10 protein-coding genes and 1 pseudogene are annotated in these 14,350 nt (G+C 44.4%); 3 read left to right on the top strand and 8 right to left on the bottom strand.

Going from position 1 to position 14,350, the window contains the following annotated elements; all coding sequences use genetic code 11:
- Together BLS15_RS29110 and BLS15_RS20390 are read right to left on the bottom strand one after the other, a co-directional pair.
- Nucleotides 1–3,340, bottom strand: a pseudogene (locus tag BLS15_RS29110) (hypothetical protein); the annotation flags it as partial.
- Nucleotides 3,341–3,433: 93 nt separating this feature from the next.
- Entirely contained in the window at nt 3,434–4,594 is a 1,161-nt protein-coding gene (locus tag BLS15_RS20390; protein WP_021252704.1) for a glycosyltransferase family 4 protein, read from the bottom strand.
- Nucleotides 4,595–4,745: 151 nt separating this feature from the next.
- Between BLS15_RS20390 and BLS15_RS20395 the strand changes: the two genes are divergently transcribed.
- Both BLS15_RS20395 and asd read left to right on the top strand, forming a co-directional pair.
- Complete coding sequence (locus BLS15_RS20395; protein ID WP_028533766.1) at nt 4,746–5,843, top strand: YheC/YheD family endospore coat-associated protein; 1,098 nt, start codon at nt 4,746–4,748, stop codon at nt 5,841–5,843.
- 160 nt (nt 5,844–6,003) lie between these two features.
- Nucleotides 6,004–6,822: an archaetidylserine decarboxylase gene (asd, locus tag BLS15_RS20400; protein ID WP_021252702.1), complete on the top strand. Its 819-nt coding sequence runs from the start codon at nt 6,004–6,006 to the stop codon at nt 6,820–6,822.
- Between the two features lie 136 nt (nt 6,823–6,958).
- Here the strand turns inward: asd and BLS15_RS20405 are convergent, their stop codons facing one another.
- The 6 genes from BLS15_RS20405 to BLS15_RS20430 form a co-directional block, all read right to left on the bottom strand.
- Entirely contained in the window at nt 6,959–8,287 is a 1,329-nt protein-coding gene (locus BLS15_RS20405) for an XRE family transcriptional regulator (protein ID WP_028533764.1), read from the bottom strand.
- Between the two features lie 86 nt (nt 8,288–8,373).
- Entirely contained in the window at nt 8,374–9,696 is a 1,323-nt protein-coding gene (locus tag BLS15_RS20410) for an XRE family transcriptional regulator (protein WP_028533763.1), read from the bottom strand.
- Nucleotides 9,697–9,748: 52 nt separating this feature from the next.
- Nucleotides 9,749–9,979 carry an aspartyl-phosphate phosphatase Spo0E family protein gene (locus BLS15_RS20415; protein ID WP_036667651.1) on the bottom strand — a complete coding sequence of 77 codons (231 nt, stop codon included), beginning with the start codon at nt 9,977–9,979 and terminating at the stop codon, nt 9,749–9,751.
- Nucleotides 9,980–10,196: 217 nt separating this feature from the next.
- Nucleotides 10,197–10,385 (bottom strand): hypothetical protein, encoded by a 189-nt coding sequence (locus BLS15_RS20420; protein ID WP_028533762.1) that lies wholly within the window; start codon nt 10,383–10,385, stop codon nt 10,197–10,199.
- A gap of 13 nt (nt 10,386–10,398) precedes the next feature.
- Nucleotides 10,399–11,667 carry a helix-turn-helix domain-containing protein gene (locus BLS15_RS20425; RefSeq protein ID WP_028533761.1) on the bottom strand — a complete coding sequence of 423 codons (1,269 nt, stop codon included), beginning with the start codon at nt 11,665–11,667 and terminating at the stop codon, nt 10,399–10,401.
- A gap of 287 nt (nt 11,668–11,954) precedes the next feature.
- Entirely contained in the window at nt 11,955–12,740 is a 786-nt protein-coding gene (locus BLS15_RS20430) for a helix-turn-helix domain-containing protein (protein WP_021252697.1), read from the bottom strand.
- 309 nt (nt 12,741–13,049) lie between these two features.
- On the opposite strand from BLS15_RS20430, the gene BLS15_RS20435 reads away from it, so the two are divergent.
- Entirely contained in the window at nt 13,050–14,345 is a 1,296-nt protein-coding gene (locus tag BLS15_RS20435; protein WP_021252696.1) for an aminotransferase class I/II-fold pyridoxal phosphate-dependent enzyme, read from the top strand.
- Nucleotides 14,346–14,350: the final 5 nt, after the last annotated feature.

Raw genomic sequence — 14,350 nt, forward strand, 5'->3', positions numbered from 1 at the left:
GACTCACATGCTCCGAGCTTATCGCTCCTTGGCTCACATGCTCCGAGCTTATTGCCCCGTGGCTCACGTGCTCCGAGCTTATTGCCCCGTGGCTCACATGCTCCGCAGTGATCGCTCCTTGGCTCACGTGCTCCGATGTTATTGCCCCGTGGCTCACGTGCTCCGCAGTTATCGCTCCTTGGCTCACATGCTCCGCGCTTATTGCCCTGTGGCTTACGTGCTCCGAGCTTATTGCCCCGTGGCTCACGTGCTCCGAGCTTATTGCTCCTTGGCTCACATGCTCCGCTGTTATTGCTCCTTGGCTCACGTGCTCCGAGCTTATTGCTCCTTGGCTCATGTGCTGAGCTTGGATACACTCCGGCTGCACATGAATCGATTCTACGCTCTCCGGGGCAAGATGATGCCCATGCACAGCATTCGCTACGAGATGCGTCTCATCAATCGAGCCGCTGGCCATATGCTGGCTGTTTATTTCTCCTGCCGCCAGATGAGATCCATGGATAGCTGCTACTGATATATGTTTTGCATGGATAGCATTGGGCCCTATATGGTCTTTCATTACAGCAAATGGTTCAAGTTGAGACGATCCAATGATTATGGGCTCTGCTGGTGGGGGATTGACGAGATTATTCAACATCGTAAACAATTCATCATCGAGATGTTCAATACGAACTGCCCCAGATGCCAAGTGTTCGTCCGCAACAGCCTGTGGCTGAATATGTGTCCCTTCCACTGACCCTGGAGCCAGCTTGGAGGCCGTTACCGACTGTTCTGCAAGCTGATAGGTGTCAATCGCCTGCGCTTCTACATGCTTGCCTGATACCAATCCGGGAGCAAGATGCTCCGCCTCAACAGCTTCATAGGCAATTGCTTCCGAGCTTACTGCACCTTTTGTCAAATGGATGGATTCTACACTGCCCGCTGCTAATTTCTCAGAAGTAACACTCTTATTCGCAAGCTTGCTGGATGTAACCGACATATCACTTAACTTGTCGCTGGATACACTCTCTGGGGACAACTTGAGGGATGTAACCACATGATCAGCCAAGTGATGGGAGTATATGGAGGATGAACCTATGTGTCTGTCTCGTACAGCATGCGGAGCAATCTTCTCACTCGTTACCGCTTCTTGCTTCAGCATAGCCGCATCAATCGATTGAGCTCGGATATGTTCTTCGCTAATTGCTCCTGGTGAAATATGTTCATCCTTGATGGAGTACAGCTCTATTTCCTTGGCCCCTACTGCACCCGCACTGATGTGACGGGAAGTTACGCTATCGTCAGCCAATATCTCAGCCGTCACACTTTGATTCGTCAGCTTTTGACGAGTAACCGCCTCATCAGCGAGCTGCAAAGAGGTAACGCTGTGTACACCCAACTTGCTTGTTGTCACTGCCTCATCTACGAGATGCGCTGTGTTAACAGCATTCGCGACTAAATGTCTCCCTTCTACTGCGCCTGAAGTAATCGTACGCTTATCAATTGCCCCGTCCTGCACATGCCGATTTGCAATGCTATCTTGCTCAATATGCTCCCCGCCGATCGCCTCTTCCTGAATATGAAGACCGACTATGGCAAGTGGTGCGATCTGCTGCGTGTTTATTGCATGCTTGACAACATGACGAGACTGAATCATGGCATCTGCAATTTTTTGCGAAGTAATACTCTGATCGGCGATTTTGGTGGAAGTGACAGCTTGATCTATCAACTTTGCTGTTGCGACTGATTGATCCGCTAATTTATCTGTCGTTACAGCCTGCTCGTGCAAATGCCAGCTATGAATTTCTCCTTCGCGCACATGCTTCTGATGGACCGCTTCCTTCTGCAAATGGGCAGATTGAACTGTTTCTGCTGCAAGATGGATCGAATGAATTGATTGAGGCTGAAGATGATAGCTGCTAATCATATTCGGGGTAAGATGGGAGCCTTCAATTTGGTTGGAACCAATATGTCGACTCTCAACAGCACGTTCAGCGATGATACGACTCACAATAATTTCATCAGCTAAATGGTCGCTAACAATGCTAGAGGGGGCTATTTTATCGCTCGTTACAGCATGATTCCGCAGCTTCGAATTCGTGACTACATCATCACTAAGCTTGGATGTGTCCACAGCGCCATTGGCCAAGTTTTCCGTATGGATCGCACCGCTGCGTATCTTTTCAGAGGTTATGGATTGGTCTTGAATCAATTCATTCGAGATGATTAGTTCGCTCAAATGCTTCGTATGAATAGAGCCTTCCGCTAATTTATCAGAATCGATCGTCTTATCAGCCAGCTTCTCGGAGGTTATACTGCCGTCCTTAATTTTGCCTCCTGTAATAGAACGATCTCGAATTTTACTGCCTGAAATCGCATTGCGAATGAGGTGCTCACCCATAATCGAATCAGGAGCGATCTTCCCGCCAGTGATTGCTTCATCTGCAATTTTAATCGATGTGACAGAATGATCCTTTAGCGCATCAGAATCAATGCTCTCACGTTTAATCTTGGATCCGCTTATCGAATACGCAGCCAGTTTCTCATTGGTAACAGCCTCATCCACGATATCATCGGTATATACAATCGCTTTTGGCCGGAAAATGCTTCTCTTCTCGAAAAGCCGTTTTTCCTTCTCTGCCTGCACAGCTATTACTGCATCAACGTCTACCTTCTGCTCCGTTTGCTCAACTGGATTGTTTTCAAGCACATGGAGTGTGTCCATAGAGGAAGCATCAACTGAGGAAGCTTCAACCTCTACATCTTGGGACACCGTTCCTCTAATAGGCTTTGATGGATTTTTAGTCTTCTTCTTTTCTGTGCGGGTTGCTTTCGAAAGCTTGCTATCTGCTTGCTTCGATGAAGGTGCGTTTACGCCAGTGAGTGTGGAAGCTTCGACTTCCGAAACTTGAGTGGACTGCGCCTTCTGCTCGCTATGCTCAATGTCTGGGGATATAGTGAATGGAGGTACAGGCGTTGGTATGTTCTCTTCTCTACTTACATGGGCATCCAAAGATGGTGTCTTCGACTTCGAAGAACCTTCACCTGCTGTGGGCTGCTTCATGGCAACATTGCCTCTCTTTGCCTGCTGAAGAGCCAGCTTTGCTTGTTTCATCAGATGGTTCATTTCTTCCTGTGCTGTCGCAAACGCATTGATGTTAGCTTTCTTGGACTGTGCAACACTATCGGGCTTAGATTTCGATAATTGATCCAAATGGGGCTCAGATTTCGATAATTGATCCGAACTAGGCTTAGATTTCGATAATCGATCCAACATTTTCAGTTCCGACCTATTCGGATTATCTACATAATAGGAAGGCCTCTTTCCTTTCGGGGACAAGCTCCCTTTTTTCTTTTTCACGCTGCACTCTCTCCTTTCCGATGGGCTTCTACCTACACCTAATCCATCATATGCACCCAGTGCTCTCCCCGACACTCGCCTATACGTATGAATCTATTGCTCTGCAGGAGCGCCTATTTCGTTAGCCCACCGCTCGGCTGTTTTGTCCCATGTAAAATGATTCTGTACATGTTCCACAGCCGCTTCCCCCATTCTCTTTCTTCGTTCATCATCATCCAATAACCGGTTTAGTTCATTCGCAAGCCGTATGCTTAGCCGAAACGGCCGCACGAGCACGCCTGTAATCCCGTCTGCAACAACCTCTTGAATGCCTCCGACACGTGTTGCAAGTACAGGGACTCCAGAAGCCATCGCTTCCACATTGACTAAACCGAATGCCTCCTTCTCGACCGAAGGCATGACTACAACATCCGCTAGCAAATACCAATCCGGTATTTGTTCATGGGATACATAAGGGACGAATCTAACGTGCTTCGGATACACTCTGCCCAAACGCTCAAGCTTACGCACATAGACGGTTCTCCGTGCAGATCCATAAAACGCGCTGCCGACGATGACAAATAGCGCCTTAGGCTGCCTCGCAATGACACGCGGAATGGCCTTCAATAAATGATGAACTCCCTTTAAGGGAATAAGACGCCCGACATATAGAATGATTTTGCGATCCGCCCAACCTAGCATGTCCTTGCCTGCTTCAGAACGCTGCATTCCTTCTTCCGTCCATTTAGAGCGGAATCGCTCTTGGTCAACTCCTAATGTATTCACTACGATTCGCGAAGCACAACTTGGACAGACTGCTGCAACTTTGCGATATAAATAGCGGCTGTTGACGAAAATCCGATCTGCCGCTCGAAGTGATGACCTTAATAATTTCAGGGGAATATGCTTACGGCTCATGAAGGTGACGGAGTGAAGATTCAATATGATTTGGGCATTGGGAAAGGAACGCTTGATAGGGAGAACAAATCGGGGACGGTTCTCAATTTGAATCGTATCAGGCATGAACTGAGCCATGCTGCGAATAACCCCCTGCACGTACATCCGTGCATGGCTCGCTCGAATTCGAACACAAGGAACACCCCGAACCGTGTCTATCTCTTCCTGGCCGCTCCACAGTCTTGCATAAATTCGTGCATCTATTCGCTGAGCAGCCTTGCTTACCACATGCTCCACGACTCGCTCAACGGAACTGCTCGATCCAGAAGGAATCGGGAATGTTCCTGGCGTAATGACAGCCACCTTCTGAAGATGCATTTCGTTCCTCCTCATCTGCTTAGCCAAGCATCAAATTTAGTCATTATGCCTTCATCCACTCGTCCATACCGCCAATACTGGACATACATACGATGCATTATCGCCAATGGCTATTTGTATATCGCATTTTTGCCCCTAAGGAGGTATGACCATGTCCGATAATCGAATCGGCATTTTGTTCAATGCTCCCTTGCTGCGTGGACTCATCCGTGGCAAGACGAAGCACGAAGCTATCCTGTTCTATGAAGAAGCTGCGCGTCAGAACGGAATCATCCCTTGCTTCTTCCGAATTGAAGATGTAAATACCCGTCGAATGGAAGTAGCCGCATATGTAAAAGGGCCGACTGGTTATGTTCGCCGACGCATGCCTATTCCACGAGTCATTCATAACCGAGCGATTTATTTGCGTCCCACTTCACGCGCGCGTATCCGCTCTCTGGTTCAAGCGAATATTATCTTATTCAACGAGGTCAATCGATACGGCAAAATGAGCATTCACAACGTACTCAAGGCAGATCATATGATCGCCCCACATTTGCCAGACACAACCCTCGCAACTCGTTCTTCTATCGCCAGACTCATGGAACGCTATGACGCGATTGTACTGAAGCCTAATAACAGCAGCATAGGACGAGGGCTCACCAAAATTGAGCGAACAAGCAAAGGGTGGAGAACGACCTACATGCTGCGAACGTCAACAGGGGGCCGTAAGTGGAGAACCGTCGAGATGCCTGAGGGGAAATTGCCCGCATCCGTGAGGTCCCAAATGCTGAAGAAGGCCTTTTTGGTTCAACAGCTCTTGCCGCTCGTTTGCTATAAGGGTAGACCCTTCGATCTGCGTGTATCCGTACAACGAGACGGAACCGGAGAATGGAAAATCACAGGAATCGTGGGCAAGGTTGCACCATCGCATACATTCGTCACGAACGTAGCTCAAGGCGGAACAGTCTATCCATTTGAACTGCTGGCAGCTTCTGCACTGCCTTATATTCCGCTTGATATCCTTCGCGAACGAATCAGCCGCTTCTCCTTAGATGTCGCTTCACGGCTATCACACACCCTGCCCCATCTTGCAGATTTAGGACTAGATATCGGGATCTCTCCTGATGGAATTCCTTTATTTATCGAATGCAATGGACGAGATCAACGTTACAGTTTTCGTGAGGCTAATTTACTTGAATGTTGGAGAGCAACCTATGTGAATCCCATTGCCTATGGCGCATCTCTGCTTCGTCAAGCAAGTCAATAACCCTCTTTATTCTTAGCGTTGTGTAGGATCATATTGAAAATGATGGCGTTCTGTGTCAAGATAGTCCACAGGAAACATGCTTCTTATTCTGTTTCTTGAGGTTGAAAAATACAGGACGCCCTTAATTCAGGTGTCTTATAAACCAGGTGATTAATTAACAATGAAAAAAAGATTTTTACGGCTACTAACTGAATTATCCTCACGCAAGTGGGTATCTCGCATCGCAGGCCGCTTCGCCAACTCCGGATTAAGCCGCCGATTTATTCCAACCTTTGCGAAGACGTACAATATCCGTGTTGAGGAAGCTGAGAAGCCTATGGATCAATACGGGACTTTGAATGAATTCTTCACTCGCAAGCTTAAGCCAGATATGCGTCCTATTTCTGCTGCAGAAGACCAGCTTGCTAGCCCTGTAGATGCAGTGATTACAGGTATGGGGCCAATTCAGGAAGGCAGTATATTTAATGTGAAGGGGCAGGATTATACTCTCGATGAGATGCTGAACCACTCTCCTCATCGACAAAAATATAGTCATGGCTATTGCTTCGTGCTGTATTTAAGTCCTTCCGATTATCATCGTATTCACGCCCCCGTTACGGGGACCACTGTGGAGAGCGAACATGTGCCTGGGCGTGTCTATCCAGTAAATGATTTTGGTCTGCATCATATGCCGCGTGTACTTAGCCGCAACGAACGACTTATCACGTACATACGACATGGACAAGGTGAAGTAGCGGTTGTGAAAGTTGGGGCACTCAATGTGAGCAGCATCCGTTATTCGGATGATAAAGTGAAGTCCAGCTATGAGAAGGGGCAGGATCTTGCCTATTTTGAATTCGGATCAACCGTTGTGCTGCTGACAGAAACGAATACATTCGAGCCCCTGGAGGGATTAGCGCTCGGCGCCAAGGTTAGAATGGGAGATTGCTTGGGGACGTTCCATGCGAAGACTGAACGCGTACAGAAGACACAGAGCTAACCCTACTTGCGTTCCATAGCATCTTACTGAAAAGGGGCTTTTCCATAGGCCATGAACCATGGCAATTGGAAAAGCCCCTTTTTCTGTGCTCATTTTCTCAGGCACCGACTACTAAAGAAAAGCGCTATAACTTTCTTTAAGTAGTTAACACTGCTCTTTTTAAAATGCTCTTTTTCTGAAATTCCACAATATAACCGTCCAGCTCTTGACTAAGACGAACGACAGTAGCATCTGTCAGATTCCGGCCATCCGTTACAGCACTGATCATGTTTAATCGTGTCTGCTCCAATTGTCTCAGCAAGGCCTCATCCGTTTCCGTTAATCTAGTGAACATGGATATCCCCTTTTTGAAATAATCGATAGCTTCTTTCTGTCTATTTATTCCGCTCATAACTTTCCCTTTGTTAATGTAATAGTTTGCAAGTTCATTGATTTTCATAGGATTGGAGAAGTCTTCTTCCAGATAGTCTGATTCACCTTGGAGCAAATGTTGTGCTGCATCTATATCTCGTTGTTGAAGATAGATATGAAGTAGTGAGTTTACAATATTTAATTTGTAAGTCGATGACTCCATACACAGCTGCAAATGGTAGATAGCTGATTCCGTTTCTCCCCGTTGTTCATGAAACTTGGCCTGCATTAAAGTTACATGATCCTTCAGGAACGGGAAGCGTGTCAATCGAATACGATTGAGGTACTTCTCTGCCAATTCAAATTGAGATTTATAATAGTAAGAAGAACTAATCAGTAAAATGGAGTAAGCTTTATAGGTACTCTCTGTCTTATCACAGGTCAGCAGTAGTTTACCGAATTCAATACTGTCATTATACTTGCGCAGTGTATAAGCGTGAACACTTAACTTGTAATATAGAATAACACGATCTTCGCAGGTCAGATCTTCAGCATAGGCAAGTACCTGCTTCCCCGAATGATAGGTTTCCTCCATTTTACTGAAATCATCCCGTTCCACTAAATACCGATAGAACAATCCTTTTGCAACATATGTCTGCCAGCCTTGCCTTTGGGCATATATGATTGCATCATCCATTAATTCTAGCCGAGACTCTAAGTTGCCTGATCCTTGCTGTACGATGCTTAATATCTTCCCAAAACGCACTTTAGAATTCTCGTCCTGAGAGGCCATTAGATGAACCATTACTTCTCTAGCCAGTGAGATATCGTCTTCAGACAACACGAGTTGTTGCAGCAGACAGAACCATATCTCCGATTGAATCTTTGTAGCGGCAAGAGCACTTACGACTTCATGAGCAGGTATATGTAAAATAGAGAAAATGGGTTGTAGGATAGCATAATCTCGTGGAGCTCCGCCATATTCCAGGAACGAAATTCTCTTTTTAGTTACGCCAGTCCTGTTCGCAAGTTCCTGCTGGGATATATTCCATTCATGTCGATATGAGCGAATCAATTCCCCCAAGGTCTCATTTCTCGGTTTTACAACCCCCATGCATGTATCCTCCATTACACTTTCTTGATGAATCGTGAGTGAATCTCCATCTGGAAACAAAAGAGATCAATTGTGCTTCTTTTTCATTAATCTCTTAATAGATAATTCTTAAATATCCCTTTTTTCTGTATTTCAACGATATAGGTATCAAGCTCTTGACTGAGCTGCACAACAGAGACGTCTGTTAAATTCCGTCCCGTTTTGGCTGCATTCATCATCTTCAACCGTGTGCGCTCCATCTTTCGTAATAAAACTTCATCAGCTTCGGTTAATTCAACAAACATGCTTACACTTTGGATATAGCAATCAATGGCTTCACTGTTTTTCCCCCATCGATGAAGCCATTTTCCTTTAAGTTTGTAGTAATATGCGTGTCCTGATATTGAATTTGGATTTAAGTAGTTTACATTGAGGTATACATGTTCTTGCTGGAGTAGTTGCCTTGCAGAAGTACTATCATTTTTTGTTAGATACAAATCAAGAAGTGAGTTCACAATGCTTATTTTATAAGAAGACACTGTAAAACATTTCTGCAATTGGCTAATTGCCAATTCGATGTGTCCTCTTTTTTCATGGAGTTTGGTTGTTAAAAAATCGACATTTTCTTGAACAAAGGAGAAAGGAAACTGACTGAATACTTTCAAATATTTTTCTGCCTGATCATATTCCTCAAGTCGAAAATAGGATGAACAAATAAGCAAGGTGGAGTACGCTTTGTAGGTGCTCTCCGAGCTATCTTCAGCAATTCCTAGCTTAGCTAACTCAATACTTTCATAGAAGCGGTCTATGTGGAAGGCATGTACGCCTAACTTGTAATAGAAAACCACTCGATCATCACGAGGGAGAAACTCCACGTAGTGAAGCACAGCCTGTCCAGACTGGAAAGTTTCCTCCATCCTACTGAAATCGTCCCGCTCCACTAAATAGCGATAATACAATCCTCTCGTTACAATAGACTGCATATCTCTTGTTTTGACATAAGAGATGATATAATCCAGTAACTCAAGCCGCAACTCAATGTTATCTGCCACTTGCTGAACCGCATGATATAGCTTGTATATCAAATCTTCATTTCCCGTATCATGACAAGCCAACAAATGAAAAAGAATATCTACGAGTATTTGCCTATCTTTACTTGGTAAATATGCTACCAACAGGGCTAGCCATAATTCAGAACTAACCTCTTCTGTCGGCAAAGCCGCCACTATTTCTTCCACCGGAATATGCAGTACTGTAATGACTGACTGCAGCACTGCATAATCTAGTGGTGTTTCTCCTTTTTCGATTGCGATAACACTTTCATAATCTACACCTGCTTCTTTTGCGAAACCTTGTTGTGTCATACTCTCCCGATTCCGGTAACATTGGATTAGTTCCCCTAGTTTCACGTGTGCTAAATCGGAACCCATGCATGTTTCCTCCGCTTACAGGATAGTTATTAGCCATCAGATGAATCACTAGCTATCCAGCAATATCAATCTCCATGATCGCCTTTTTAAGCAGTCTTTTCTTTTGAATTTCAACTAGATATTCATCGAGTTGCTGACTAAGCTCAATAACTTCAGCGTCAGTAAATGTTTTACCACCATCAAACGCTTCCTGCAGTTGCTCGCGGGCTTTTTCGATTTCGTCTAGCAACATTTCATCCGACAAGCTGGTTTCATTAGTAGGGATGTCAAAGTAAAACCGCATCGTGTTAGCCTCCCGATAATGATTCTCTTTTTATAAATCATGATTGCTTCTATTATCCGACAATTATGTATCATTGTCATTATATAACATTCTGCTTATTTCACTACAATTCTATGAAATAAGATATATTCGACTCTGTTCAACATTTGTTGCAATGCGTTATAGACAACAAAAAGGACGCTAAAGATTAGCGTCCTAGAAACAGCATCTTTTTTAACTACCAGGGAAGGCTTGAATCCTCACCGCTACCAAACATTACGATTTTATCAATTTGATTGACATTATTACCACTTGAATTAACAGTTCTTACATAGCTTGAGTCTGCATAACCACTTACTAGTGATGGCATTAACAAAAAAGAAACCGCTAATAATGAAACACAAATTTTAGTTGCCTTTTTTTTCACAAAGTTCCCCTCCTTATTTTTTCAAATCTTCAAACAGCTTTTCCATTTTGTTGTTTATCATTCCATCATCATCTTTTACATTCTTCATATGACGGAAGATAAGCTCTAAACATTCATAGATTTTTTTTGTCTCATTCAACCTAAAGAACAATTTTGCACTCATAATAAAGTGCTCAACAGCCTCATTCTCCTTACTAGAATCTATAAGGTACTTTCCTTTGTTCAAAAAATAATGAGCACGACCTGAAATAAAAATAGGGTTGTCTTCACTCTGAATAAGGTATTCTTGTTCATTCTGAATGAGTTTTGCTGCTGAATTTATATCTTTGTTTACCCTGTATAATCTAAGTAACGAATTAACAACATTTAATTTATACGAAGGAATATCTAAGCATTGCTGAAATTGAGAAACTGCCAATTCAATGTTTCCTTTTTTTTCATTCAGTTTTGCTGTCCAGTAATCTACATTTTCTTGCACAAAAGGGAAACTAAATAAACTAAATGTTTTCATATATTTCTCTGCCATATCATATTGCTCTAGTTCAAAATACGACGAACAAATTGCTAAAGTAGAGTATGCGCTAAAGCTGCTTTCAACATCTTCTTGAATAACTGCATTTTTGCATAACTCTATGCATTCGTTGTAAAGCCCCAAATTATATGCATGAACGCCAAGCTTGTAATATAAAGTGGCTTTCTCCTCACGAGATAGAAATTCGACATAATGGAGTACATAGTGACCAGTTTGGTAAGTTGCCTCCATCTTCGAAAAATCGTCCCGCTCAATTAAATACTTATGTAAAGTTCCTCTCGCAACGAAGCGTTGAATTCCATGACTTCGTGCATAGGTAATAACGATGTTCAGTAATGAGAGCTTCAGCTCATTATTGTTCGATATTTCCTGAACTATTTGAAAAAGCTTGCCTAGCAGAACTTCGCTCTCTTCATTGCGGGATGCTAATAGATAGGAAGCGATCTCAGCTGACAAGGAGTAATCCCCACTCGATGTTGAATTATGCAATAATCCGAACCAAGTGTCTGAACGATGGTCAGTCAAGGACAAAGCATCAATCACTTCGCGCAAGGGCACGTTCAGAACGGAAATAATGGGTTGTATGGTCGCGTAATCAGGCCGTTTAATGTCCCCATTCTCAATCTTGGAGATGCTGCCTCGGTTAATTCTTGTCAACTCCGCCAGCTTCGCCTGCGTCATTGACCGTTCATACCGATAACGTTGAATTAATTCTCCTAATGTCGAATAAACAGCACTGATGGAACCCACTCCATCACCTCCTTATTATGGAATTAATTGTCTTAATTCTATCATTATATATATCTCTTGTAAATCCCTCACATTCCAACAAAATGAATATTTATTCGACTCATACTTTCTACTATTAAAGGTAAACTAGTGAACACCTTTTGTCGATAACCTCGTGCTGAATTTATCGTTCCTTAACAATTCTAATCATTATGTAAGCAGTAAGGATGTCGTTTTTTTAGAGCAAAACCATATCTAACAAAAAAGCTGCCGGGACAATAGTGCCCAGAGCAGCTTGTATGATCCTTTTATCGAATTTCGGACGGGCTCCGTCCTGTATATTGCTTAAACTGGCGGCTGAAGAAGAAAATATCCCTGTATCCTAATGCATCCGCCACTTCCGTCACATTCATTCCAGCATGATGCAGCAGATGCTCCGCTCGTTCAATTCGGGAACGAATAATATACGTCTGCACAGACATCCCGATCAGTTCCTTGAACTTCACTGAGAAATAACGCGGGGACAACTGCGCTCGCTTCGCCAAATGCTGAATACGATGATTGGCACCCGGATTTTGCCTGATATAATTCGCAATTTCATGGATGGATTCCGCAAGCTGATGACTCGTCTTCCGCTCATCCGGCTCTTCCTTGTCTGCGCGCAGCAGATGAATCATCAACTGCTTCAGCACAAGCTGAGCTTCAATCTCTGCACCATACGTATCCCGCAAAAACAAGCGCACATATCTGGCAAGCAAATGTTCGAAGTCAACCGTTTCGTGCAGTTCTCGATAGGACATGGGAATGTCCGACAATGATGCATCCACATCAAAATGAATATAAGTTAATGTCAGCGGCTTTTGCGGATTATGTGTTGCGGATGTGTGATCCCCCGGACGGAATAAGAAGCAGCTGCCTTTGCGAATCTCATAGACTTCGCCATTCAGCGTCAGCTCCCCCTCCCCATTCCATACATAGAACAGGTCATAGTTCGGCATTGGCTTCTCTCGCTTCTGCCATTTCCAGTTCGGTTCACATGTAATCTTCGCGCAAGCCGGCTTCAGAATGTACTGCGTCGGCGATGCTTGTAACACGGTAGTGCCCCCTTCTTTCTCTCTAACATGGTCTCTTCTCCATCATAATTAAGTCAATTTCATGTAGGATTGCTCGAAAAATTTGCACTATTTCACTATAGTACCATCACTTTTGCAAAATTTGAACCTCATTCTTTACTCATCAAATATTAGGCGTATCGTATTTGCATGCCGCTTATAGGTAATGATAACCAATTCATCGTGACGAATGAAGAGCCATAATGCTATAATGAAGAAAGTATTTCAAGGGCGTATTCCATGCATGCATGGAATGGGCCCTCTTACAATGATGGTGGAAGGATGGACGCCATGAATCAACTGGCTCAACAATTGAACGAAACAATTCAACAGCACAATCCCAACATTTATGCCATGCTCTCCCGGCTCGCGCAGCAAATCTACTTCCCGAAGGAAGGCATACTGAGCCAATCAGCAGAAGCCAAAAGCAAGGCCAAGGCATTCAATGCCACAATTGGCATCGCTACGGAAGGCAATACCCCAATGCACCTCAGCGTCATTCAGGATACGTTGTCTGCCTATGACCCTGCTGATATCTATCCCTATGCACCGCCAGCAGGCAAGCCTGAACTGCGCAAAGCATGGAAAGAAAAAATGCTTACGGAGAACCCATCGCTTAGCAATGTAACAATCAGCAATCCGATTGTGACGAATGCATTGACGCATGGACTCAGCATCGTTGCGGATCTGTTCGCGGATGAGGGCGATGTTGTGGTGCTTCCAGAGAAGAACTGGGAGAACTACGAGCTCACGTTCGGCATTCGCCGCAATGCAGAGATGGTCTACTATCCGTTATATAATGACAATTGGAAATTCAATAGTGCAGGACTTCGCGATGCCTTGCTTGCCAATAAGGACAAGGGTAAGGCAATCGTTGTCTTGAACTTCCCGAATAACCCAACTGGCTATACACCTGGAAGAGAAGAAGGCGAGCAGATCGCTGCGGCCTTGCTTGAAGCAGCAGAAGCAGGCATGCGTCTCGTCGTGGTAACAGATGATGCTTACTTCGGTCTCTTCTTCGAAGACTCCATGCATGAATCCTTATTTGGCAAATTGGCTTCCATTCATCCTAACATCCTGCCAATTAAGGTCGATGGAGCTACGAAGGAAGAGTATGTATGGGGATTCCGCGTAGGTTTCATCACGTACGCAGCTGAGTCCGAAGCACTGCTCGCTGCCTTGGAGCAGAAGACAATCGGAATCATTCGGGCTACCATATCCAGTGGCCCACATCCTTCGCAGACGTTCGTGCTCCATGCGCTGAACTCTCCAGAGTACGGAGCGCAGAAGCAAGCCAAGTTCAATCTGATGAAGGCGCGTGCGAACAAAGTGAAGGAGCTGCTTGACAGCGGCAAGTACGGAGATGTGCTAAGCTACTATCCATTCAACTCCGGATATTTCATGTGCTTGAAGCTTCAAAATGTACATGCCGAAACCTTGCGCACACACTTGCTCGAGCAGTATGGTGTCGGCACAATTGCTCTTGGCGATACCGATCTGCGTGTTGCGTTCTCCTGTATTGAGGAGAACCAATTAGAGCAATTATTTGATACGATCTATCAAGGGATTCTTGATCTGACGAAATAGCACCC

This window comes from Paenibacillus sp. cl6col (assembly GCF_900102125.1).
Taxonomy (GTDB): Bacteria; Bacillota; Bacilli; order Paenibacillales; family Paenibacillaceae; genus Paenibacillus_B; species Paenibacillus_B suaedae.

Excerpts from the sequence above, each read along its gene's own strand:
- BLS15_RS20390 (WP_021252704.1), bottom strand. The coding sequence starts at position 4,594 with ATGCATCTTCAGAAGGTGGCTGTCATTACGCCAGGAACATTCCCGATT.
- BLS15_RS20395 (WP_028533766.1), top strand. The coding sequence starts at position 4,746 with ATGTCCGATAATCGAATCGGCATTTTGTTCAATGCTCCCTTGCTGCGT.
- asd (WP_021252702.1), top strand. The coding sequence starts at position 6,004 with ATGAAAAAAAGATTTTTACGGCTACTAACTGAATTATCCTCACGCAAG.
- BLS15_RS20405 (WP_028533764.1), bottom strand. The coding sequence starts at position 8,287 with ATGGGGGTTGTAAAACCGAGAAATGAGACCTTGGGGGAATTGATTCGC.
- BLS15_RS20410 (WP_028533763.1), bottom strand. The coding sequence starts at position 9,696 with ATGGGTTCCGATTTAGCACACGTGAAACTAGGGGAACTAATCCAATGT.
- BLS15_RS20415 (WP_036667651.1), bottom strand. The coding sequence starts at position 9,979 with ATGCGGTTTTACTTTGACATCCCTACTAATGAAACCAGCTTGTCGGAT.
- BLS15_RS20435 (WP_021252696.1), top strand. The coding sequence starts at position 13,050 with ATGAATCAACTGGCTCAACAATTGAACGAAACAATTCAACAGCACAAT.